Origin of the sequence: Paenibacillus silagei, assembly GCF_017874735.1 — a bacterium.
In the GTDB taxonomy this organism is placed as follows: domain Bacteria; phylum Bacillota; class Bacilli; order Paenibacillales; family Paenibacillaceae; genus Paenibacillus_AQ; species Paenibacillus_AQ silagei.
In genome coordinates this window covers 33,680-53,918 of the sequence record NZ_JAGGLV010000030.1, presented here as the reverse complement: position 1 = coordinate 53,918, position 20,239 = coordinate 33,680, and the positions used below count along the sequence as shown (strand labels likewise).

Here is a 20,239-nt window from a genome sequence, read left to right as displayed (position 1 = left end):
CTCAAGTCTCAAGAACTCCGGGGTCCTATTCTTCTGTACGAAGTCCCAAACCAAGTTCCTCAAGCTTCTCTTGAACCTCTTCCAAAGATTTGCGGCCCAGGTTACGAACCTTCATCATATCTTCTTCAGTTTTCGTAGTCAGCTCTTGCACGGTATTAATACCGGCACGTTTGAGGCAGTTGTAGGAACGGACAGAAAGATCAAGCTCCTCGATCGTCATCTCAAGTACTTTTTCTTTTTTGTCTTCTTCTTTTTCAACCATAATTTCGGCGTCTTTCGCTTCATCCGTAAGACCTACGAACAGAACGAGGTGCTCGTTCAAAATTTTGGCTCCAAGGCTAACGGCTTCTTCCGGTCGGATACTGCCATCTGTCCAAATTTCCAGCGTCAACTTGTCGTAGTTAGTCACTTGACCAACACGGGTATTATCAATACCGTAATTCACACGTGAAATAGGAGTGTAGATAGAGTCAACTGGAATTACACCAATTGGCTGATCGTCGCGTTTGTTCCGGTCCGCTTGGACGTAGCCGCGACCACGGCCTGCAAAAATGCGCATGTGCAGTCTCGCGCCAGGTCCCAGCGTTGCAATATGAAGATCCGGGTTCAGGATCTCAACATCGCTGTCCGCACGGATATCACCCGCGGTAACGATGCCTTCTCCTTCAGCATCAATCTCGAACACTTTCTCTTCATCCGAATGAATCTTCAGAGACAGAGCTTTAAGGTTCAGGATGATTTCCGTCACATCTTCCATTACGCCGGGAACGGTCGAGAACTCATGCAGAACGCCGTCAATTTGGACCGAAGTCACTGCGGCTCCCGGAAGGGAGGAAAGCAGGATCCGGCGAAGCGAGTTCCCCAGAGTCGTGCCATATCCACGTTCCAGCGGTTCAACTACGAATTTCCCATAGGTCCCATCATCATTGGCTTCTACGGTCTCAATCTTCGGCTTTTCGATTTCTATCACGAGTGTACCCCTCCTTCAAACGTCGCTCCTATATGAAACAGTCACCCCATCAGGTGTATCATGTAGTATGCCTAAACACCTATTATTAGCAGATGCGTCAGAATTATACCACAATCACAATTCTGATTGTACTAAACGCGGCGACGCTTCGGCGGACGGCATCCATTGTGAGGAACTGGAGTAACGTCTTTAATGAGGTTTACTTCAAGACCAGCGGCCTGAAGGGAACGGATGGCTGCTTCGCGGCCCGCGCCCGGTCCTTTAACCATAACTTCAACGGACTTCATGCCGTGTTCCATAGCTGCCTTAGCAGCTGTTTCGGCTGCCATTTGCGCTGCAAATGGAGTCGATTTACGGGAACCTTTGAATCCTTGACCGCCGGAGCTTGCCCAGGAAATTGCATTTCCGTGGGGATCCGTGATCGTAACGATAGTGTTATTGAACGTGGAACGGATATGTGCCACGCCAGACTCGATATTTTTCCGGTCGCGACGTTTCGTACGTACGACTTTTTTCGGTTTAGCCATTGTCTCTTATCACCTCTTCTTATTTCTTTTTGTTTGCTACAGTACGACGCGGGCCTTTACGGGTACGAGCATTGGTTTTGGTACGTTGACCGCGAACAGGCAATCCACGACGGTGACGAACACCGCGGTAACAGCCGATCTCAGTAAGACGCTTAATATTCAAGGAAATTTCACGACGAAGGTCACCTTCAACCTTAACCTCTTTGTCGATCGTTTCACGCAGTTTGCTGACTTCATCTTCCGTCAAATCACGGACACGTGTGTTAACGTCAATGCCTGTTTCATTAAGAATTTTCTGGGAAGTCGTTTTACCGATTCCGAAAATATAAGTCAAGGCGATCTCAACGCGCTTATCACGTGGCAAATCCACTCCAGCTATACGAGCCATTTTACGCTACACCCCCTTCTTAACCTTGTTTTTGTTTGTGTTTCGGATTTTCGCAAATTACCATAACAGTCCCTTTGCGGCGGATGACTTTGCATTTTTCGCAAATGGGCTTTACAGAAGGTCTTACCTTCATGTTAATTACCTCCTCAAAGTTTTGCGAAGCAAAACTTTTGTTGTAGTTCCCATCTATTTACGGTAAGTTATACGGCCTTTTGATAAATCATAAGGCGATAACTGCACGACCACTTTGTCTCCGGTTAGGATACGGATAAAGTGCATCCGCAATTTCCCGGACACATGGGCAAGTATTTGATGACCGTTCTCAAGCTCAACCTTAAAAGTTGCGTTAGGCAACGGTTCAATAACCGTTCCTTCTACCTCAATGACGTCTTCCTTAGCCACAGTTAGTCTCCTTTCTCATTAGCACTTTTTCCAGCGGGCTGGCCATACTTCATCACTGCAAACCGCAGCTTTCCGTTGGTGACCCGGCCGGTTTCTTCCAAACTGTCTACAATCTCACTGCTGATGAAGGGTATGAGCTCCAAATGCTGAATATTCTTCTTCTTTGGGCTGTCAAACTTACGTTTGTCCCCATCAGCAATATATACAAATCTGCTATCCACAACTGCGATAACAACGGCAGCCTCTCCGGCATCCTTGCCTTTGAGAATTCTCACGATTTGACCAACCTGCGGGCTGCTCCCAGTATTCACGTGAAGATCACCTACGCATTCAGTTTTGTGAAAATTTCCATGCCGTCCGGTGTAACTGCTACTGTATGCTCGAAGTGAGCGCACAGTGAACCGTCTACCGTAACGACCGTCCAGTTATCATCCAGCGTTCTGACATAACGTTCTCCAGCGTTAACCATCGGCTCAATGGCGAGTACCATACCCGGCTTCAGACGTGGTCCGCGGTCCGCTATGCCATAGTTCGGAATTTGCGGTTCTTCATGCAGTTCTGCCCCAATGCCATGACCAACATACTCGCGGACAACGGAGAATCCGGCGTCTTCAATGTATGACTGAATGGCATGGGAGATTGTAAACAAGCGCACATCCGGTTTGACTAACGCCAGTCCAGCGTACAGGGAGCCTTCCGTGACGTCCAGCAGACGCTGAGCCTCTTCGGAAATGCTGCCCACCCCGTATGTCCAGGCGGAATCACCGTGATAACCACGGTACTCTGCACCGATATCCAGCGTAACGATGTCGCCTTCTACCAGTTTGCGTTTCCCTGGAAATCCGTGCACCAATTGTTCGTTGACTGAAGCGCAAATGCTGGCAGGAAAACCGTTGTAGCCTTTGAAAGACGGCACAGCACCCTGACTGCGAATGTACCCATCGGCGATTCTGTCGAGCTCACCGGTAGTAATGCCTGGCTGGATAGCTTCAGCAATAAGACGGTGACTCTCGGCAACAATTCGACCAGCTTCCCTCATAAAGACAAGTTCCTGTTCGGATTTGCAAATGATCATTACATTAACCCCGCAGCATAGATACGATTTCAGAAGAAACGACATTGATTTCGTTTTCTCCGTTGACCTGACGCACAAGACCTTTATCGTCATAAAATGCAAGCAGCGGCGCTGTCTTGTTATCGTACTCATCCAGACGCTTGCCTACACTTTCTTCGTTGTCATCCGGACGCTGATACAATTCTCCGCCATCAATGTCGCAGACGCCTTCTTGCTTCGGCGGGTTGAAAATTAAATGGTAGGATGTTCCGCATACTGAGCAGATCCGGCGTCCGGTAAGACGCGCCATCAGCAGTCCGCGGTCCACATTCAAGTTGACAACGTGATCCAGTGAAGTTCCAAGCCGGCTGAGGATTTCTCCCAGCGCTTCCGCTTGCGAAAGGGTTCTTGGAAAGCCATCCAATAAAAAACCTTTTTCGCAATCGGACTGCTGCAGCCGTTCTTCGACGATTCCAATAGTCACATCATCAGGTACAAGCAACCCTTGATCAATATAAGATTTGGCCTTAAGTCCAACCGGTGTGCCTTGCTTAATAGCCAAGCGGAATGCATCACCAGTCGAAATATGAGGAATACCCAACTCTTTTACAACAACAGCGGCTTGTGTTCCCTTGCCTGCCCCAGGAGGGCCCATGAATAATATGTTCACGATTCTCTTCTCCCCCCGAAAGTTCGCCACCAAGCAAGAAACAGCACAATAGGTACCGGGAAGTTTAAAGCCTTAGGTACTTCTCCGGAACCTATCGCCTATTTATTGATGAAGCCTTTGTAATGGCGTTTGATCAATTGGCTCTCGATCTGCTTCATGGTATCCAGCGCAACACCAATTACGATCAGCAGTGCCGTACCACCAATCTGCACTTGCTTCGGTAACCCGGACAACGATCCAAATAATACTGGCAGTACAGAGATTAATGACAGGAAGAGCGCACCGGACATGGTCAGACGCGACATAACTCTAGTCAGATATTTCTCAGTAGCCTTACCTGGACGTATACCTGGAATGTATCCGCCATTCTTTTTCATATTGTCAGCCATTTGCTGCGGGTTCATCTGGACAAACGTATAGAAGAACGTGAATCCGATGATCATGACTACATACAGCAGCATGCCGAGCGGCTTGGTATGATCCAGATTGGCCGAGACCCATTTAGCCCAAGCGTGGGTGGACCAGAAGCTCGATAAAACGACCGGGAATTGAAGCAGTGAAACGGCGAAGATAACAGGAATTACACCAGCCGCATTAATTTTAAGCGGAATGTGCGTATTCTGTCCACCGTACATTTTGTTACCGACTACGCGCTTGGCATATTGTACAGGGATTTTACGGATACCTTGTTGAACAAAGATCACCCCGACAATAATCGCAACAACCACGATCAGTACAATAACGACTTTAAGAATATTCAGGAACATCTGACCCGGCTGAATGAAGCTTGATTGCGCCGTAGTGGTGATATATCCCGGAAAGGCGGCGACGATTCCCGCAAAAATCAGGATCGAAATCCCGTTTCCTATACCCTTTTCAGTGATCTGCTCACCTAACCACATCAAGAACGATGTACCCGCCGTCAATATGATCGCAATAAGCAGGTAATCCGCAAAGGTTGCATTTGGAATCATCTCAGTGCCATAAATCCGGTTAAACCCGATAGATGTGGCAAACGCTTGGATCAAACCTAGCACTACTGTGCCGTAACGCGTAATTTGCGCCAGCTGCTTTTTCCCGTGTTCCCCTTGCTTAGCCCATTCGGCAAACTTAGGGACAACATCCATCGAAAGCAATTGAACGATGATGGATGCTGTGATATACGGGTAAATGCTGATCGCAAAAATCGAGAAGTTTTTGAGCGCTCCGCCCGAGAAGGTGTTCAAAAGACCCATCAAAGCGTCTCCGCCCTGATTTGTTGATTCCAGTACTTCTTTGTTCACACCGGGAACCGGTACAAACGAACCGATGCGGTAAATGATCAGAACGAACAGGGTAAACAGGATCTTTTTGCGCAAATCTTCAACATGCCATATATTCTTAAGCGTCTTGAACATTAGATCACCTCGGTTTTACCGCCGGCAGCTTCGATTTTCTCTACCGCAGATTGAGAGAACTTATTTGCTTTGACAGTCAATTTAACAGACAGTTCACCATTGCCGAGAATCTTGATGCCGCTCTTAGTGTTGCTGACAACACCAGTTTCAAGCAAAAGCTCAGGAGTTACTTCTGTTCCTTCTGCAAAGCTATTCAGATCTTCCAGGTTCACAATCGCGTACTCTTTACGGGTAGGATTGACGAAACCACGTTTAGGCAGACGACGATAGAGTGGGTTTTGTCCACCCTCGAAGCCTGGACGTACACCACCGCCGGAACGGGAGTTTTGACCTTTGTGTCCACGGCCCGAAGTTTTACCGTTACCGCTACTTGGTCCACGACCAACGCGGTTGCGTTCTTTCCGTGATCCAGGAGCTGGAGCAAGTTCATGTAACTTCATCGTTTGCACCTCCTTATGTTTGTTAATTTATGCGAGGCTTATTAGCCTTCAATTTCAGTAACGGACAGCAAGTGGCTCACTTTGTTGATCATCCCGCGAATTGCAGGAGTGTCGTTGTGAACCACGGACGAGTTGGTTTTGCGCAGGCCGAGCGTCTTAACAGTAACACGTTGTGTTTCTGGACGTCCAATTACACTGCGTACGAGGGTAATTTGCAATTTAGCCATTGACGTTCCCCTCCTTAACCGCGTAATTCTTCGACAGATTTGCCGCGAAGCTTCGCGACCTCTTCAATGCGCTTCAGACGGGAAAGTCCCTCTAGAGTAGCATTGACCATGTTCATGGAATTCGAAGAACCCAAAGATTTTGTCAAGATATCGCCAACGCCTGCCAATTCAAGCACCGCACGAACCGGTCCACCAGCGATAACGCCGGTACCTTCGGATGCTGGTTTCAGCAGAACACGTCCTGCGCCGAAATGTCCAGTAACCAGGTGAGGAATCGAAGTTCCTACGATTGGAATGTGGATCAGGTTTTTCTTGGCGTCTTCAATGCCTTTACGGATGGCATCCGGAACTTCGCCGGCTTTACCGATACCAGCACCAACGTAGCCGTTGCCGTCGCCCACAACAACAAGTGCACTAAAGCTGAAACGGCGTCCGCCTTTTACAACTTTTGCAACACGGTTGATGTGTACAACTCTTTCTGTCAGTTCTAAACTGTTCGGATCTACACGCAAGTCGTTAACCTCCTTTTAGAAATATTCTAGAATTCAAGACCAGCTTCGCGAGCTGCGCTAGCCAGAGCCTGAATCCGTCCATGGTACAAGTATCCACCGCGGTCAAATACAACCACTGCATAACCCTTTTCTTTGGCGCGCTCAGCGATCAATTGACCCACTTTGCTTGCAGCTTCAACGCTGCCGCCATTTCCGATTGTAGCACTCAATTCCTTATCAAGTGTGGAGGCCGATACGATAGTAACGCCAGTCACATCATCGATCAGTTGAGCGTAGATGTGTTTCGAAGAACGGAACACATTCAAACGTGGACGCTCAGTAGTACCCTGGATCTTCTTACGAACACGCAGGTGTCTTTTGAGACGAGCCTTGTTTTTATCCTCTTTTGTAATCATGACTTCCCTTTCACTCCCTTCAGTTTGCCGTAAACAGCTTCACTTTAAGATGCACGGGGTATCTTACAATTAAGGTAGAGCTGGTTATTTCTTCTTACCAGCTTTACCTTCCTTGCGGATGATACGCTCGCCTTCATATTTGATACCTTTACCTTTGTATGGTTCAGGTTCACGTACGGAACGAATTTTGGCAGCATAAGCGCCAACGCGTTCTTTGTCAATCCCTCTAACGATGATCTTCGTGTTCGCAGGAACATCGAACTCGATACCCGCTTCCGGTGTGATTTCAACCGGGTGGGAGTAACCAACGTTCAATACGATCTTATCTCCGGATTTGCTTGCACGATATCCGACCCCAACCAGTTCCAGAGATTTCGAGAAACCTTCAGTCACACCACTCACCATGTTGTTGACAACGGAGCGGGTTGTGCCGTGAAGTGAACGATGCAATTTGTTGTCCGACGGGCGAACAACAGTGATTTCGTTATTTTCAACTGTAATCTTCATGTCTTTATGAAGCTCACGAGTCAAAGTGCCTTTAGGACCTTTTACTGTAATAACGGCGTTGTCCAAAGTGACATCTACACCGCTAGGTACTGCGATTGGTTTGCGACCAATACGAGACATGTGTTGCACCTCCTTATCTTGTGACGTTTATTACCAAATGTAGCAGACAACTTCTCCGCCGGATTTAGATTGACGAGCTTCTTTGTCGGTCATAACTCCCTTAGATGTGGAGATAATCGCGATTCCAAGACCACCGAGTACACGAGGCACTTCATTGCTCTTCGTGTATACGCGAAGACCTGGTTTACTGATTCTTTTCAGACCAGTGATAACGCGCTCCTGGCTTGGGCCGTATTTCAGGAAAATACGGATAATCCCTTGTTTGCTATCTTCAACGAATTCAGCATCACGGATGAAGCCCTCACGCTTCAAGATGTCCGCGATTTGTTTTTTCATAGTAGAAGCAGGCATTTCTACTGTCTCGTGACGCACAGTGTTGGCGTTACGAATACGAGTAAGCATATCTGCAATAGGATCAGACATAGTCATGTGTGTAAACCTCCTTCCCGTTTATAAACTTCTTACCAACTTGCTTTTTTCACGCCAGGAATCTGGCCTTTATAAGCTAATTCACGGAAACAAATTCTGCAAATTTTGAACTTTTGCAGTACCGAATGTGGACGACCGCAACGCTCGCAACGTGTGTATGCACGTACTTTGAACTTAGGCTCGCGTTGTTGTTTAACTTTCATTGAAGTCTTTGCCACTTAGACTGACACCTCCTAAACATTTTCGGAGAAATGGATGATTCTTATTTTGTGAAAGGCATTCCCAGCTGATTCAGCAGCTCACGGGATTCCTCGTCCGTCTTAGCAGTCGTTACAATAACGATGTCCATACCGCGAACCTTATCCACTTTGTCATACTCGATTTCCGGGAAGATCAATTGTTCTTTAAGACCCAGTGTGTAGTTACCACGGCCATCAAAGGCTTTGCTGGAAACACCACGGAAGTCACGAACGCGTGGAAGCGTTACGTTGATCAATTTATCCAGGAAGTAATACATACGCTCGCCGCGCAGTGTTACTTTAACCCCGATCGGCATATTTTCGCGCAGTTTGAAACCGGCGATGGATTTCTTTGCTTTAGTGATAACCGGCTTTTGACCAGAAATCAGTTGCATATCGTTAACTGCAGCGTCAAGTACTTTGGAGTTTTGAACAGCGTCACCTACACCCATGTTGATGACGATCTTCTCGATCTTAGGCACTTGCATAACTGTTGTGTAGTTAAACTTCTGCATCAAAGATGGGGTGATTTCATTCAGATAACGTTCTTTCATTCTTGCTGCCATGAAGATTTACCTCCTTTCATTAGGACTGTATTAGTCGATAATCTCTCCGGATCTTTTTGCTACCCGAACCTTCTTACCGTTATCTAGTACTTTATAGCCGATGCGCGTAACTTTCCCGCTCTTCGGATCAATGTGCATTACGTTGGACACATGGATCGAAGCTTCCTGCTCGATGATTCCGCCTTGCGGATTCAGCTGGTTTGGCTTCTGGTGTTTCTTCACCATGTTCACGCCTTCTACCAGGACGCGGTTTTCACGAGGATAAGCAGCGATGACACGGCCTTTTTTACCTTTGTCTTTCCCGCTGATCACAAGCACCACATCATCTTTTTTCACGTGCAGTTTATTGTTATGGGATTCCAGAACTTTTTTAACTCTAGGCATTGATTACACCTCCTATAACTGACCTTTTCAAGTACAACCGAGCATCACTCGGATTTTTAGATTACTTCCGGTGCCAAGGAAACGATCTTCATGTAGTCCTTGTCGCGAAGTTCGCGAGCAACTGGTCCGAAGATACGTGTTCCGCGCGGGCTTCTGTCGTCTTTGACAACAACAGCTGCATTTTCGTCGAATGCGATGTAAGATCCATCTTTACGGCGTACCGAACGTTTTGTACGAACAACTACCGCTCTAACAACATCACCTTTTTTGACAACGCCGCCTGGTGTTGCTTGTTTAACGGAACAAACGATCAAATCGCCGATTGCTGCTGTACGGCGTCCAGTACCACCCAGTACGCGGATACACATCAGTTCCTTCGCACCAGAGTTGTCAGCCACATGCAAACGTGTAAATGGTTGAATCATTATTATTTTCCTCCTTCCGGAAAGGGATCTGCTTCATGTCTTAGATGATTACCGCTTTTTCTACCACTTCAACCAGTCTCCACCGTTTGTCCTTCGACAATGGACGAGTTTCCATGACTTTCACGACATCACCAATTTTAGCTACATTCTCTTCATCATGTGCCTTGAATTTCTTCGTGGACTTGATGCGTTTGTGATACAGATTGTGCTTTTTATAGGTTTCAACAGCAATTACGATGGTTTTATCCATTTTGTCGCTGACTACTTTACCGATCAGCACTTTACGTGCATTACGCTCTTCGCTCATAATTAGCCTCCTTCCTGATTACGGATTATGCATCCGCCGTCACTTAACTAATCCCAAGTACTCTTTGATGGATAACGGTTTTAGCACGAGCTATTTCCTTACGCACATCACGAATCCGAGTCGGGTTATCCAGTTGGCCTGTTGCCAATTGGAAACGGAGATTGAAAAGTTCTTCCTTAAATCCGGCGATTTTCTGTTCAATCTCAGCAGTGGTTAAGTTGCGAAGTTCATTAGCTTTCATTTGCTTCACCACCCAATTCTTCACGTTTCACAAACTTAGTCTTTACAGGCAGCTTGTGAGCGGCAAGACGCATCGCTTCACGAGCGATTTCTTCCGACACGCCTCCGAGTTCGAACATAATCTTACCCGGTTTAACTACAGCTACCCACTTCTCAACGTTACCTTTACCACTACCCATACGAACCTCGAGAGGCTTCTGAGTGATTGGCTTATCCGGGAAAATCTTGATCCAAACCTGACCGCCACGTTTGATGTAACGTGTCATTGCGATACGAGCAGCTTCGATCTGACGGTTAGTGATCCAAGATGGCTCCAGTGCCTGCAAACCGAATTCGCCGAAGTTAAGTTCGGTTCCGCCTTTTGCCATACCCTTCATGTGACCGCGTTGTTGCTTGCGGTGTTTAACGCGCTTTGGTACCAACATGATTAGTTGCCTCCTTCCTGAGCAGCTTGTTTCTTAGCTGGGGGAAGAACTTCTCCACGATAAATCCATACTTTTACGCCGATACGGCCGTAAGTTGTATGTGCTTCAGCTGTTCCGTAATCGATATCAGCACGAAGCGTATGAAGTGGAACTGTTCCTTCGCTATAACCTTCTGAACGGGCAATCTCAGCGCCGCCAAGACGTCCGCCAACCTGAGTTTTAATTCCCTTTGCGCCGGAACGCATAGTTCTTTGAATCGCTTGTTTCAGAGCACGACGGAACGATACGCGACGTTCCAGCTGTTGTGCAATGCTTTCAGCAACAAGAATAGCATCCAGTTCAGGGTGTTTGATTTCATTGATGTTGATGTGTACTTTCTTACCGCCGGCGATAGTTGTAACTGCGCTGCGAAGTACTTCTACTTCTGCTCCGCCTTTACCAATTACCATACCTGGCTTGGCAGTGTGAATTGTAACGTTCACTCGGCTTGCCGCTCTTTCGATCTCGATGCGGGAAACAGAGGAATCTTTCAACTTGCCTTTAAGGTATTCCCGGATTTTGACGTCTTCCATTAAAAGAGTACCGAAATCTTTGCCTGCATACCATTTTGATTCCCAATCGCGAATAATACCGACTCGGAGTCCGACTGGATTTACCTTTTGACCCACGTGTTATCCCTCCTTATTTCTCAGATACCACCAAAGTAATGTGGCTGGTACGTTTATTGATCCGGCTTGCGCGGCCCATGGCGCGCGGACGGAAACGTTTCATTGTAGGACCCTGGTTAACGAAAACTTCGCTTACGAATAAGCTGTTAACGTCCATAGAGTAGTTATGCTCAGCGTTCGCAATCGCCGAGTTCAGTAGCTTCTCAACAACCGGAGAAGCGGACTTCGGAGTGTGGCGAAGAATTGCAATTGCTTCCCCCACTTGCTTGCCGCGAATCAAGTCAACAACCAGTTTCGCTTTACGAGCGGAAATCCGCACCGATCTTGCATGTGCTTTTGCTTCCATTGTTTTCCCTCCTCTCAAACGAAGACGTTAATTATCTTCTGGTTTTCTTATCGTCACCCGCGTGGCCTTTGTAAGTACGTGTTGGCGCGAACTCGCCCAACTTGTGACCTACCATATCTTCCGTTACGTATACAGGCACGTGTTTGCGGCCGTCATATACACCAAACGTATGTCCGATAAACTGAGGGAAAATGGTTGAGCGACGGGACCAGGTTTTTACTACGACTTTCTTGTCTGACTCGTTCAAATCCTCAACTTTTTTCAGCAGGTAGCCATCGATGAACGGCCCCTTCTTTAAACTGCGACCCATGTGTGAATCCTCCCTTCATCCGGTTCTTCAAAACCGCGAATCGACGCTTCGCGCTTAACTAACTTGCCTGAAGCGTCTTATTTTGTGCGGCGGCGAACGATATATTTATCAGATGCTTTGTTTTTCTTACGCGTTTTGTAGCCGAGGGTTGGTTTGCCCCAAGGTGACATTGGCGATTTCCGTCCGATAGGAGCGCGGCCTTCACCACCACCGTGTGGGTGATCGTTAGGGTTCATGACAACACCGCGTACTTCAGGACGACGTCCGAGCCAGCGGCTGCGTCCGGCTTTACCAATCTTGATCAGTTCGTGATCTCCGTTACCTACGGCTCCGATAGTCGCACGGCAAACGCTGAGGATTCTGCGAACCTCACCCGAGTTCAAACGAACAGATACGTATTTATCTTCTTTACCCAGCAGCTGAGCTTCAGTACCTGCAGCACGAACCAATTGTCCGCCTTTGCCTGGTTTCAACTCGATGTTGTGGATAACTGTACCTACCGGGATGTTGATCAACGGAAGGCTGTTACCAATTTTGATGTCCGCAGCAGGGCCGGACTCAACTTTGTCCCCAACTTTAAGGCCTTTAGGAGCGATGATATAACGTTTCTCTCCATCAGCATAGTGGATCAAAGCAATATTGGAAGTACGGTTCGGGTCATACTCAATTGTAGCAACGCTACCTGGTATGCCGTCTTTAGTCCGCTTGAAGTCGATGATACGGTATTTACGTTTGTGTCCGCCGCCATGGTGACGAACCGTAATTTTACCTTGGTTGTTGCGTCCGGCATGCTTGAACAGCGGGGACAGCAACGATTTCTCTGGCTGGTTTGTTGTAATTTCTTCAAACGTAGACACAGACATGTTGCGTCTTGCCGGAGAGGTCGGTTTGTACTTTTTGATTGGCACTATAGTTTCCTCCTTACTTTAAGAGTATTATTCTACCGCTTCAAAGAACTCAAGCGGCTTGCTGTCCGGGCTAAGCTTCACGATGGCTTTTTTCCACTCCGGAGTATAACCGGAATATTTGCCGTAACGTTTCAGTTTACCAGGTACGCGCATTGTGTTCACACTAACGACTTTTACTTTAAAAATAGCCTCGACAGCTTTTTTGATTTCGGTCTTGTTAGCACGGATATCCACTTCAAAAGCGTACTTCAGTTCGCTCATGTATTCGGATGTGCGTTCCGTAATCACTGGACGCTTGATTATATCACGAGGATCTTTCATTACGCGAACACCTCCTCTACCTTCAGAACTGCTTCTTTAGTGATGATCAGTTTGTCGTACGTCAGTACGTCAAGAACATTGATGCCGTCAGCCGCTACGAATTTCACCCCAGGGATGTTACGAGCGGAAAGTGCTACGTTGTCATCATAGCTAGGAGCTACGATCAGGGCTTTGCTGCCCACTTTAAGGTTGTTCAGAATCGCTGCGAATTCTTTCGTCTTCGGAGCATTCAGAGTCAAGCTATCCAATACGATGATGTCATTCTCAAGCACTTTTGAGGACAACGCGGATTTGATGGCCAACCGGCGAACCTTCTTAGGCAATTTCCAGGAATAGCTGCGTGGTGTTGGTCCGAAGACTACGCCGCCGCCTTTCCATTGTGGAGAACGAATGGAGCCTTGACGAGCACGACCTGTACCTTTTTGTTTCCAAGGCTTACGTCCGCCGCCACGCACTTCAGAGCGTCCTTTTACTTTATGTGTACCACGACGAAGGGAAGCTCTTTGCATAAGTGCAGCTTCATGCAGCACATGTACGTTCGGTTCAATACCGAAAACTGAATCACTCAGTTCAACTTCGCCAACTTCGTTACCACTAGTATTGAAAAGTGTTACTTTTGGCATTTCATGTTCCTCCTTTCTTCAGTAATTATTTCTTAACGGTTTGTTTAACTTTCACGAAGCTGTTCTTAGGACCTGGAATAGCGCCTTTAACCAGCAGTACATTACGTTCTACGTCAACCCGGATGATTTCAAGCTTTTGAACCGTTACGGTCGTGTGACCCATATGTCCTGGAAGGCGTTTGCCCTTAGGAACACGGTTAGCCTGGATGGAACCCATCGAGCCCGGTCTTCTGTGGTAACGCGATCCGTGTGCCATTGGTCCGCGGCTTTGTCCCCAGCGTTTGATGTTACCCTGGAAGCCTTTACCCTTCGAAGTACCTGTTACGTCAACAAACTCGCCTTCAGCGAAGATGTCAGCCTTAAGCTCTTGTCCAACCTCGAGTGACCCGAGGTCAACACCGCGAATTTCGCGAACGTAGCGCTTAGGTGTTGCATTTGCCTTTTTGGCGTGACCCTGTTCAGGCTTGTTGGAGCGACTTTCCTTTTTATCGGAAAAGCCCAACTGCACTGCTTCATATCCGTCGATATTCAGGTCTTTCTTTTGCAGTACCACACAAGGTCCAGCTTCGATAACAGAAACCGCGATTACGTTACCTTCTGGAGTAAACACTTGAGTCATACCGAGTTTTTTTCCTAAGATACCTTTCAATGTTGACACCTCTTTTCTTTTCCTGATTACTTAATGAATTACAATTTGATTTCGATATCTACACCGGACGGTAGATCCAAGCGCATCAAGGCATCCACAGTTTGTGGTGTTGGGTTCACAATATCGATCAAACGTTTGTGAGTCCGTTGCTCAAACTGTTCACGGGAATCCTTGTACTTGTGTACCGCACGGAGAATGGTAATGATTTGCTTCTCAGTTGGCAGCGGAATCGGCCCGGATACACCAGCACCCGAACGTTTTGCTGTTTCAACGATTTTCTCTGCGGATTGATCAAGAATTCTGTGGTCGTATGCTTTCAAGCGAATACGAATTTTTTGCTTTGCCATTTTAGTCCCTCCTTCTATCGCCCAATTTATTATCGGACATACTCCGTGAAAATTTTCTGACGTCGACCTCATGGCAAAGGGGCCGGGTGTGTCAGTAACCTCTCACATCATCGCAACGTCTCAGAACAACATTTATTATTATATCTAATAGGCGGCTATATTGCAAGAGCCTTTGCAAAACAAATCACCTTTTCCAGAAAAAAAGTTTAAAAATACACGGTTTTATCTGAAAATTGTTAATGACTGATTTCAGCGAGCTGAATTAGAGTCTCCATCTCCAAAATATTCACGGTTCTTTTATGCATAGCGATGATCTTCAGCGCTTCCAGCTTGTTCAGCTTACGGCTTAGGGTCTCGGCAGTAGTGCCGATCATCGCTGCCACTTCTTTTTGCGCCGATGGGAGATCCACGGAATGTCTTAAAGCTTGCATTGTCAGAGCTGATTCTGGTAGATTCCTCGTGTACAAGTAGACTAGAAGCCGGGCTAACCGTTTTTCCACTTCAAACATATGCAGTGCCCCTGCTGTTTCTTCCGCCAGATGCAGCTGCTCACTAACAGACATCAGAAAGCTAAACGCCAGGCCCGCATTCTGCTCCAGCAGGGGAATGAAATCCTTCCGGTGCATCCGGCAGACCACTCCACTCTCAATAATCTCCGCCGTTACATCATTATTTTTATTGTGAAGCAGGGCAAACTGACCGAAATAATCCCCCGGGAAAAGAAAACGGACAATATGCTGCTTCCCTTCTTTACTGTTCTTCGTTAATTTGATAAGCCCGCTCTTCACCACAAACAAGGCTTCAGACGGCTCCCCTTCTCGGCAAACTTGGCTACCCTTTTTATATGAATGGGATTCTGTGATTGATTCTATGATAACCAATTCTTCATCGGACAAACTTCTGAATACCGGAACCTGGCGCACACAGGCATGAGAATTGCACGTATTGCATTCCATACATCATTCCTCCTCTACTGTCGCTTATCCCACCATATCAATGATCGAAGCGCTGCCGGGTGACTGGACGCACAAATTTTCATAAAACTTGATCTATATCAAGGATTAACGTGCCGCCTGTCTATACAATAGGTTCATAGAGAGAAAAGGAGTTGATGGGCTTGCAGCAATACACTTTTGAGGACATGCGCCAGATGAATAGAACAACTCTGGGCAATATGGTACCCCTTGAACTATTCCGGACCATCCGTCTAATTGGAATGAACCAGGGATTGCCGTTAGGCGGAAAGGGAACGACTGTGACCATTGGCAGAAAGATCGGCGAGAGCCTGCCTGTCCAGTCCGTGGAAGAGCTACTGCAGATCTTTGAGGAGCTCAAAATCGGGATTCCCCGAATTGTTCATTCCGATGAGCGCAAAATTAATATCGCTGTTGACGATTGCTTCTGCAAAGGACTACCTTCCCTTGAAGATGAAAGAATGGTCTGTGATCTGGAGGGAGCTATCATTGAAGGTGCTCTGTGCCGAATTCTCGGCCGCAAGGTTTCAGTGAAAGAGATCAAATGTAATGTCACCGGTCATGAGCACTGCGAGTACGAAGTTAAGCTTTAAATAATACTAATATAATGAAAGCAGGGATTTATAATGGAAAAGAAAACACTAGCTGAGGCCGTACAGTATCAAGAGGAACGCTTTACCAAAAAGATCATTTTCCAAAAAGGCGATAGCGTAGTATTTGTGCTTAATTTCATGCCTGGGCAAAAGCTGCCCGTTCACAAGCACCCCGGAGCAGATGTCTATATCCTCGCCTTACACGGTGACGGTACCATTCATGTTAATGAGGAAGAATTCTCCTTCATCCAAGGAGAGACCATCTACATTGCCGGTGACGAGTCATTCGCTTATACGAATAATAGTTCATCGCCGTCCAGCCTGCATGTGGTTTTATCCAAGTTACCAAGTGCGGACTATGCGAAGGAAATCTAATTCTCAATCTTATCTATAAAATAAAACAGGCCCCCTTCAAATGAAGGGGGCCTGACTTATATTCAGTCTATCCTAACGGATAGAGCCTGAATTATTTCTGGATGGAAGCTACGGAACCGGCACCAACTGTACGTCCGCCTTCGCGAATGGAGAATTTAGTACCTTCTTCAATAGCGATTGGGGAGATCAGCTGAACAGTTACAGTGATGTTGTCACCAGGCATAACCATTTCAGTACCTTCTGGCAGGTTGATGATGCCAGTTACGTCAGTTGTACGGAAGTAGAACTGTGGACGGTAACCAGTGAAGAATGGTTTGTGACGTCCGCCTTCTTCTTTAGTCAGAACGTAGATCTGAGCAGTGAACTCAGTGTGTGGCTTAACGGAGTTCGGCTTAGCCAATACCTGGCCACGCTCGATGTTGTTACGGTCAACACCACGCAAGAGTGCGCCGATGTTGTCGCCAGCTTGAGCGGAATCAAGCAATTTGCGGAACATTTCCACGCCAGTAACTACAGACTTCTTAGTTTCTTCGTGAATACCAACGATTTCGATTTCTTCTCCGACTTTAACTGTTCCGCGTTCTACGCGACCAGTTGCCACAGTACCGCGGCCAGTGATGGAGAATACATCTTCGACAGGCATCAAGAAAGGCTTGTCAGTCTGACGTTCTGGAAGCGGGATGTATGTGTCGATCGTTTCGAACATTTCAACGATCTTCTGTGCATACTCGCCATCAGGGTTCTGCAGAGCTTCACGAGCAGATCCACGAACGATTGGAGTGTCATCGCCTGGGAAGTCGTATTCGCTAAGCAGATCGCGAACTTCCATTTCAACCAATTCAAGCAACTCTTCGTCCTCAACCATGTCGCATTTGTTCAGGAATACAACGATGTAAGGAACGCCTACTTGACGGGACAGCAGGATGTGTTCACGAGTCTGTGGCATAGGGCCGTCAGCTGCGGATACAACCAGGATCGCTCCGTCCATTTGCGCTGCGCCAGTGATCATGTTTTTAACATAGTCGGCGTGTCCAGGGCAGTCTACGTGAGCGTAGTGACGGTTAGGAGTTTCATATTCAACGTGAGCGGTGGAGATAGTGATACCGCGTTCGCGTTCTTCAGGAGCCTTATCAATTTGGTCGAATGCTACAGCAGCACCACCGTATTTTTTGGACAATACAGTTGTGATTGCAGCAGTCAGAGTTGTTTTACCATGGTCGACGTGACCAATAGTACCGATGTTAACGTGCGGTTTGTTACGTTCAAACTTTGCCTTTGCCATTTGAACAGTTCCTCCTTATTGTGGGGTCCATATATTTGAGCCGTCCGCCTATTTGCAGTTCTAAGGTGACTTAAGTGTTATACCCGGACGGCAAGTTAAAAATTAAGCTTATTCTCCGCCTTTGTTCTTGGCTACGATTTCTTCAGCAATGGATTTAGGTACTTCTTCATAGTGAGAAAGCTCCATTGAGAATACGCCGCGTCCTTGAGTACCGGAACGGAGTGTTGTGGAGTATCCGAACATTTCGGACAAAGGCACCTTCGCACGGATAATTTGCGCTCCACCACGGGAATCCATACCTTCGATTCTACCGCGACGGGAGTTCAGCATACCCATTACATCGCCCATGTATTCCTCAGGAACAGTTACTTCCACTTTCATGATTGGTTCAAGCAATGCAGGTTGACATTTTTCTTTTGCAGCTTTAAGCGCCATCGAACCGGCAATTTTGAACGCCATTTCGTTGGAGTCAACATCATGGTAAGAACCATCTACGATGGTAGCTTTAACGTCAACAAGCGGGAAGCCTGCAATAACGCCGTTCTTCATTTGCTCTTCAATACCGGCAAGTGCAGGAGCGATGTATTCTCTTGGAACCGAGCCACCGACAACTTTACTTTCGAATTGGCTGCCAGTACCTGGCTCGAGGGGTTCAAACTCAACCCATACGTGACCGTACTGACCGCGACCGCCGGATTGGCGAACAAACTTGCCTTCTACGCGGGCAGATGCCTTGAACGTTTCGCGGTAGGCAACCTGCGGTTTACCCACATTGGTTTCTACTTTGAATTCACGACGCATACGGTCGATGATGATGTCCAAGTGAAGCTCACCCATACCTGCCAGGATGGTTTGGCCTGTTTCTTCATCAGTGTGAGCACGAAGAGTAGGATCCTCTTCAGTCAACTTTCCGAGAGCAACACCCAGTTTATCTTGGTCAGCTTTGGTTTTCGGCTCGACTGCGATTTCGATAACCGGATCTGGAAAGTTCATGGATTCCAGAATGATCGGATGCTTCTCGTCGCAGAGTGTATCGCCTGTGCTAGTGTCCTTCAGACCAACGGCTGCCGCGATATCACCAGCGTAAACGATGGAGATTTCTTGACGGCTGTTCGCATGCATCTGCAGGATACGCCCAATACGCTCACGTTTGCCCTTAGTAGCGTTAATTACATAAGAACCTGATTCCAGGATACCGGAGTATACACGGAAGAACGTGAGTTTACCAACATAAGGGTCTGTCATGATCTTAAATGCCAAGGCACCGAATGGCTCTTCATCCGAAGGATGACGTTCCGCTTCTGTTCCATCCTCCAGATGACCCGTAATAGCCGGTACATCCAAAGGTGAAGGCAAGTAATCAACAACAGCATCCAGCATAAGCTGAATCCCTTTGTTCCGGTAGGAAGAGCCGCAAATTACTGGGAAAATTTTAACTTCAACTACGCCTTTGCGCAGAGCAGCTTTGATTTCCGGAATAGTAATTTCTTCGCCTTCCAGGTACTTCATAGTCAGATCTTCATCAAGTTCAGCAACTTTCTCGATCAGCTCGAGACGCAGTTCCTCAACCTTTGCCAAATATTCTTCCGGAATATCCGTAACTTCAATATTTTGGCCCAAATCATCTCTGAACATATGTGCTTTTTGCTCAACGAGGTCGATGATACCTGCGAAATCATTTTCTGCACCGATTGGCAGTTGAATAGCAACTGCATTGGCTTGAAGACGATCACGCATCGTTTCGATAACGTTAAGGAAATCCGCACCGATAATGTCCATTTTGTTCACATATGCGATCCGTGGAACGTTGTAACGGTCAGCCTGTCTCCATACGGTTTCAGACTGAGGTTCTACGCCCTCTTTCGCACTAAATACACCAACTGCCCCATCCAATACACGCAGGGAACGTTCAACTTCAACGGTGAAGTCAACGTGTCCTGGGGTATCAATGATATTGATGCGGTGACCCTTCCATGCAGCAGTTGTAGCAGCGGAAGTAATCGTGATTCCGCGCTCCTGTTCTTGTTCCATCCAGTCCATTGTAGCAGCACCCTCGTGAACTTCACCGATTTTGTGCGTACGGCCTGTGTAGAATAGAATCCGCTCAGTGGTAGTAGTCTTACCAGCATCAATATGCGCCATGATCCCGATATTACGTGTATTTTTTAAGGAGAACTCTCTTGCCATGAAATGGATCTCCTTTCAAAATAGAAGTTATT

35 protein-coding genes are annotated in these 20,239 nt (G+C 47.1%); 2 read left to right on the top strand and 33 right to left on the bottom strand.

Going from position 1 to position 20,239, the window contains the following annotated elements:
* Nucleotides 1-25: 25 nt before the first annotated feature.
* The 31 genes from J2Z70_RS29225 to J2Z70_RS29075 all read right to left on the bottom strand — a co-directional run bounded on the left by J2Z70_RS29225 (nt 26) and on the right by J2Z70_RS29075 (nt 15,752).
* On the bottom strand, nt 26-970 hold the full coding sequence (locus tag J2Z70_RS29225; RefSeq protein ID WP_036692422.1) for a DNA-directed RNA polymerase subunit alpha: 945 nt from the start codon (nt 968-970) through the stop codon (nt 26-28).
* 131 nt (nt 971-1,101) lie between these two features.
* The gene (gene rpsK, locus J2Z70_RS29220; RefSeq protein ID WP_020427052.1) at nt 1,102-1,497 is read right to left on the bottom strand and encodes a 30S ribosomal protein S11; all 396 of its coding nucleotides are present in this window, start codon (nt 1,495-1,497) and stop codon (nt 1,102-1,104) included.
* A 19-nt stretch (nt 1,498-1,516) separates the two neighbouring features.
* Nucleotides 1,517-1,885 (bottom strand): 30S ribosomal protein S13, encoded by a 369-nt coding sequence (rpsM, locus tag J2Z70_RS29215; RefSeq protein ID WP_036721817.1) that lies wholly within the window; start codon nt 1,883-1,885, stop codon nt 1,517-1,519.
* A 19-nt stretch (nt 1,886-1,904) separates the two neighbouring features.
* Nucleotides 1,905-2,018 (bottom strand): 50S ribosomal protein L36, encoded by a 114-nt coding sequence (gene rpmJ, locus J2Z70_RS29210; RefSeq protein ID WP_003322638.1) that lies wholly within the window; start codon nt 2,016-2,018, stop codon nt 1,905-1,907.
* Nucleotides 2,019-2,071: 53 nt separating this feature from the next.
* The gene (infA, locus tag J2Z70_RS29205; RefSeq protein ID WP_018753971.1) at nt 2,072-2,287 is read right to left on the bottom strand and encodes a translation initiation factor IF-1; all 216 of its coding nucleotides are present in this window, start codon (nt 2,285-2,287) and stop codon (nt 2,072-2,074) included.
* 2 nt (nt 2,288-2,289) lie between these two features.
* On the bottom strand, nt 2,290-2,598 hold the full coding sequence (locus J2Z70_RS29200; protein WP_036721819.1) for a KOW domain-containing RNA-binding protein: 309 nt from the start codon (nt 2,596-2,598) through the stop codon (nt 2,290-2,292).
* 11 nt (nt 2,599-2,609) lie between these two features.
* Nucleotides 2,610-3,362, bottom strand: coding sequence for a type I methionyl aminopeptidase (gene map / locus J2Z70_RS29195; RefSeq protein ID WP_036721822.1), 753 nt, complete (start codon nt 3,360-3,362; stop codon nt 2,610-2,612).
* Between the two features lie 4 nt (nt 3,363-3,366).
* Nucleotides 3,367-4,011, bottom strand: a complete 645-nt coding sequence (locus J2Z70_RS29190) for an adenylate kinase (RefSeq protein WP_036721823.1) — start codon at nt 4,009-4,011, stop codon at nt 3,367-3,369.
* 98 nt (nt 4,012-4,109) lie between these two features.
* Entirely contained in the window at nt 4,110-5,408 is a 1,299-nt protein-coding gene (gene secY, locus J2Z70_RS29185; RefSeq protein WP_036721825.1) for a preprotein translocase subunit SecY, read from the bottom strand.
* Nucleotides 5,408-5,848: a 50S ribosomal protein L15 gene (gene rplO / locus J2Z70_RS29180; RefSeq protein WP_209878865.1), complete on the bottom strand. Its 441-nt coding sequence runs from the start codon at nt 5,846-5,848 to the stop codon at nt 5,408-5,410. Before rplO ends, secY begins: the two co-directional genes overlap by 1 nt.
* A 41-nt stretch (nt 5,849-5,889) precedes the next feature.
* The gene (gene rpmD, locus J2Z70_RS29175; RefSeq protein ID WP_019908243.1) at nt 5,890-6,075 is read right to left on the bottom strand and encodes a 50S ribosomal protein L30; all 186 of its coding nucleotides are present in this window, start codon (nt 6,073-6,075) and stop codon (nt 5,890-5,892) included.
* A gap of 14 nt (nt 6,076-6,089) precedes the next feature.
* The gene (gene rpsE, locus J2Z70_RS29170; protein WP_036652980.1) at nt 6,090-6,587 is read right to left on the bottom strand and encodes a 30S ribosomal protein S5; all 498 of its coding nucleotides are present in this window, start codon (nt 6,585-6,587) and stop codon (nt 6,090-6,092) included.
* A gap of 26 nt (nt 6,588-6,613) precedes the next feature.
* A complete protein-coding gene (rplR, locus tag J2Z70_RS29165) occupies nt 6,614-6,982 on the bottom strand; it encodes a 50S ribosomal protein L18 (RefSeq protein ID WP_036692407.1) in 369 nt (122 codons plus the stop codon).
* A gap of 84 nt (nt 6,983-7,066) precedes the next feature.
* Nucleotides 7,067-7,609: a 50S ribosomal protein L6 gene (gene rplF / locus J2Z70_RS29160; protein ID WP_036721827.1), complete on the bottom strand. Its 543-nt coding sequence runs from the start codon at nt 7,607-7,609 to the stop codon at nt 7,067-7,069.
* Nucleotides 7,610-7,639: 30 nt separating this feature from the next.
* Nucleotides 7,640-8,038 carry a 30S ribosomal protein S8 gene (gene rpsH, locus J2Z70_RS29155; protein WP_036692403.1) on the bottom strand — a complete coding sequence of 133 codons (399 nt, stop codon included), beginning with the start codon at nt 8,036-8,038 and terminating at the stop codon, nt 7,640-7,642.
* 32 nt (nt 8,039-8,070) lie between these two features.
* On the bottom strand, nt 8,071-8,256 hold the full coding sequence (locus J2Z70_RS29150) for a type Z 30S ribosomal protein S14 (protein ID WP_036589425.1): 186 nt from the start codon (nt 8,254-8,256) through the stop codon (nt 8,071-8,073).
* 44 nt (nt 8,257-8,300) lie between these two features.
* Complete coding sequence (rplE, locus tag J2Z70_RS29145) at nt 8,301-8,843, bottom strand: 50S ribosomal protein L5 (protein WP_209878863.1); 543 nt, start codon at nt 8,841-8,843, stop codon at nt 8,301-8,303.
* A 30-nt stretch (nt 8,844-8,873) separates the two neighbouring features.
* Complete coding sequence (gene rplX, locus J2Z70_RS29140; protein WP_019908235.1) at nt 8,874-9,227, bottom strand: 50S ribosomal protein L24; 354 nt, start codon at nt 9,225-9,227, stop codon at nt 8,874-8,876.
* Nucleotides 9,228-9,283: 56 nt separating this feature from the next.
* The gene (gene rplN / locus J2Z70_RS29135) at nt 9,284-9,652 is read right to left on the bottom strand and encodes a 50S ribosomal protein L14 (protein WP_036680556.1); all 369 of its coding nucleotides are present in this window, start codon (nt 9,650-9,652) and stop codon (nt 9,284-9,286) included.
* A 40-nt stretch (nt 9,653-9,692) separates the two neighbouring features.
* On the bottom strand, nt 9,693-9,959 hold the full coding sequence (rpsQ, locus tag J2Z70_RS29130; RefSeq protein ID WP_036692400.1) for a 30S ribosomal protein S17: 267 nt from the start codon (nt 9,957-9,959) through the stop codon (nt 9,693-9,695).
* 43 nt (nt 9,960-10,002) lie between these two features.
* Nucleotides 10,003-10,200, bottom strand: a complete 198-nt coding sequence (gene rpmC, locus J2Z70_RS29125) for a 50S ribosomal protein L29 (RefSeq protein WP_019908232.1) — start codon at nt 10,198-10,200, stop codon at nt 10,003-10,005.
* Nucleotides 10,190-10,624, bottom strand: coding sequence for a 50S ribosomal protein L16 (gene rplP, locus J2Z70_RS29120; RefSeq protein WP_020427064.1), 435 nt, complete (start codon nt 10,622-10,624; stop codon nt 10,190-10,192). Before rplP ends, rpmC begins: the two co-directional genes overlap by 11 nt.
* 2 nt (nt 10,625-10,626) lie before the next feature.
* Entirely contained in the window at nt 10,627-11,292 is a 666-nt protein-coding gene (gene rpsC / locus J2Z70_RS29115) for a 30S ribosomal protein S3 (protein WP_036721832.1), read from the bottom strand.
* Between the two features lie 13 nt (nt 11,293-11,305).
* Nucleotides 11,306-11,638: a 50S ribosomal protein L22 gene (rplV, locus tag J2Z70_RS29110; protein WP_019908228.1), complete on the bottom strand. Its 333-nt coding sequence runs from the start codon at nt 11,636-11,638 to the stop codon at nt 11,306-11,308.
* A 31-nt stretch (nt 11,639-11,669) separates the two neighbouring features.
* Nucleotides 11,670-11,948, bottom strand: coding sequence for a 30S ribosomal protein S19 (gene rpsS / locus J2Z70_RS29105; RefSeq protein ID WP_036721834.1), 279 nt, complete (start codon nt 11,946-11,948; stop codon nt 11,670-11,672).
* Between the two features lie 77 nt (nt 11,949-12,025).
* On the bottom strand, nt 12,026-12,856 hold the full coding sequence (gene rplB, locus J2Z70_RS29100) for a 50S ribosomal protein L2 (RefSeq protein ID WP_036692392.1): 831 nt from the start codon (nt 12,854-12,856) through the stop codon (nt 12,026-12,028).
* Nucleotides 12,857-12,883: 27 nt separating this feature from the next.
* Nucleotides 12,884-13,177: a 50S ribosomal protein L23 gene (gene rplW / locus J2Z70_RS29095; protein WP_019908225.1), complete on the bottom strand. Its 294-nt coding sequence runs from the start codon at nt 13,175-13,177 to the stop codon at nt 12,884-12,886.
* On the bottom strand, nt 13,177-13,800 hold the full coding sequence (gene rplD / locus J2Z70_RS29090) for a 50S ribosomal protein L4 (RefSeq protein ID WP_036721837.1): 624 nt from the start codon (nt 13,798-13,800) through the stop codon (nt 13,177-13,179). The genes rplW and rplD overlap by 1 nt, the downstream gene beginning before the upstream one ends.
* 25 nt (nt 13,801-13,825) lie before the next feature.
* Nucleotides 13,826-14,449 carry a 50S ribosomal protein L3 gene (gene rplC, locus J2Z70_RS29085; protein ID WP_036721840.1) on the bottom strand — a complete coding sequence of 208 codons (624 nt, stop codon included), beginning with the start codon at nt 14,447-14,449 and terminating at the stop codon, nt 13,826-13,828.
* A 38-nt stretch (nt 14,450-14,487) separates the two neighbouring features.
* Entirely contained in the window at nt 14,488-14,796 is a 309-nt protein-coding gene (gene rpsJ, locus J2Z70_RS29080; protein WP_017692074.1) for a 30S ribosomal protein S10, read from the bottom strand.
* Nucleotides 14,797-15,032: 236 nt separating this feature from the next.
* On the bottom strand, nt 15,033-15,752 hold the full coding sequence (locus J2Z70_RS29075) for a Crp/Fnr family transcriptional regulator (RefSeq protein ID WP_209878861.1): 720 nt from the start codon (nt 15,750-15,752) through the stop codon (nt 15,033-15,035).
* Between the two features lie 194 nt (nt 15,753-15,946).
* On the opposite strand from J2Z70_RS29075, the gene J2Z70_RS29070 reads away from it, so the two are divergent.
* Entirely contained in the window at nt 15,947-16,363 is a 417-nt protein-coding gene (locus J2Z70_RS29070; RefSeq protein ID WP_245368609.1) for a V4R domain-containing protein, read from the top strand.
* Between the two features lie 33 nt (nt 16,364-16,396).
* On the top strand, nt 16,397-16,738 hold the full coding sequence (locus J2Z70_RS29065; protein WP_036721849.1) for a cupin domain-containing protein: 342 nt from the start codon (nt 16,397-16,399) through the stop codon (nt 16,736-16,738).
* Nucleotides 16,739-16,829: 91 nt separating this feature from the next.
* Here J2Z70_RS29065 and tuf read toward each other — a convergent pair whose 3' ends face one another.
* Together tuf and fusA are read right to left on the bottom strand one after the other, a co-directional pair.
* Nucleotides 16,830-18,020: an elongation factor Tu gene (tuf, locus tag J2Z70_RS29060; RefSeq protein ID WP_036721850.1), complete on the bottom strand. Its 1,191-nt coding sequence runs from the start codon at nt 18,018-18,020 to the stop codon at nt 16,830-16,832.
* 108 nt (nt 18,021-18,128) lie between these two features.
* Entirely contained in the window at nt 18,129-20,207 is a 2,079-nt protein-coding gene (gene fusA, locus J2Z70_RS29055) for an elongation factor G (RefSeq protein ID WP_036721851.1), read from the bottom strand.
* Nucleotides 20,208-20,239: the final 32 nt, after the last annotated feature.

Coding starts and splice junctions, on each gene's coding strand:
- rplE (WP_209878863.1), bottom strand. CDS start 8,843: ATGGCAGCAAGAATGAAAGAACGTTATCTGAATGAAATCACCCCATCT.
- J2Z70_RS29070 (WP_245368609.1), top strand. CDS start 15,947: ATGAATAGAACAACTCTGGGCAATATGGTACCCCTTGAACTATTCCGG.
- rplX (WP_019908235.1), bottom strand. CDS start 9,227: ATGCCTAGAGTTAAAAAAGTTCTGGAATCCCATAACAATAAACTGCAC.
- rplO (WP_209878865.1), bottom strand. CDS start 5,848: ATGAAGTTACATGAACTTGCTCCAGCTCCTGGATCACGGAAAGAACGC.
- rplV (WP_019908228.1), bottom strand. CDS start 11,638: ATGGAAGCAAAAGCACATGCAAGATCGGTGCGGATTTCCGCTCGTAAA.
- rpsJ (WP_017692074.1), bottom strand. CDS start 14,796: ATGGCAAAGCAAAAAATTCGTATTCGCTTGAAAGCATACGACCACAGA.
- J2Z70_RS29075 (WP_209878861.1), bottom strand. CDS start 15,752: ATGGAATGCAATACGTGCAATTCTCATGCCTGTGTGCGCCAGGTTCCG.
- rplN (WP_036680556.1), bottom strand. CDS start 9,652: ATGATTCAACCATTTACACGTTTGCATGTGGCTGACAACTCTGGTGCG.
- map (WP_036721822.1), bottom strand. CDS start 3,362: ATGATCATTTGCAAATCCGAACAGGAACTTGTCTTTATGAGGGAAGCT.
- rpsQ (WP_036692400.1), bottom strand. CDS start 9,959: ATGAGCGAAGAGCGTAATGCACGTAAAGTGCTGATCGGTAAAGTAGTC.
- rpmJ (WP_003322638.1), bottom strand. CDS start 2,018: ATGAAGGTAAGACCTTCTGTAAAGCCCATTTGCGAAAAATGCAAAGTC.
- rpsM (WP_036721817.1), bottom strand. CDS start 1,885: ATGGCTCGTATAGCTGGAGTGGATTTGCCACGTGATAAGCGCGTTGAG.
- rplR (WP_036692407.1), bottom strand. CDS start 6,982: ATGATTACAAAAGAGGATAAAAACAAGGCTCGTCTCAAAAGACACCTG.
- rplD (WP_036721837.1), bottom strand. CDS start 13,800: ATGCCAAAAGTAACACTTTTCAATACTAGTGGTAACGAAGTTGGCGAA.
- tuf (WP_036721850.1), bottom strand. CDS start 18,020: ATGGCAAAGGCAAAGTTTGAACGTAACAAACCGCACGTTAACATCGGT.
- fusA (WP_036721851.1), bottom strand. CDS start 20,207: ATGGCAAGAGAGTTCTCCTTAAAAAATACACGTAATATCGGGATCATG.
- rpsH (WP_036692403.1), bottom strand. CDS start 8,038: ATGACTATGTCTGATCCTATTGCAGATATGCTTACTCGTATTCGTAAC.
- rpsS (WP_036721834.1), bottom strand. CDS start 11,948: ATGGGTCGCAGTTTAAAGAAGGGGCCGTTCATCGATGGCTACCTGCTG.
- rplW (WP_019908225.1), bottom strand. CDS start 13,177: ATGAAAGATCCTCGTGATATAATCAAGCGTCCAGTGATTACGGAACGC.
- rpsK (WP_020427052.1), bottom strand. CDS start 1,497: ATGGCTAAACCGAAAAAAGTCGTACGTACGAAACGTCGCGACCGGAAA.
- J2Z70_RS29065 (WP_036721849.1), top strand. CDS start 16,397: ATGGAAAAGAAAACACTAGCTGAGGCCGTACAGTATCAAGAGGAACGC.
- rplP (WP_020427064.1), bottom strand. CDS start 10,624: ATGTTGGTACCAAAGCGCGTTAAACACCGCAAGCAACAACGCGGTCAC.
- rplF (WP_036721827.1), bottom strand. CDS start 7,609: ATGTCTCGTATTGGTCGCAAACCAATCGCAGTACCTAGCGGTGTAGAT.
- rpmD (WP_019908243.1), bottom strand. CDS start 6,075: ATGGCTAAATTGCAAATTACCCTCGTACGCAGTGTAATTGGACGTCCA.
- secY (WP_036721825.1), bottom strand. CDS start 5,408: ATGTTCAAGACGCTTAAGAATATATGGCATGTTGAAGATTTGCGCAAA.
- rpmC (WP_019908232.1), bottom strand. CDS start 10,200: ATGAAAGCTAATGAACTTCGCAACTTAACCACTGCTGAGATTGAACAG.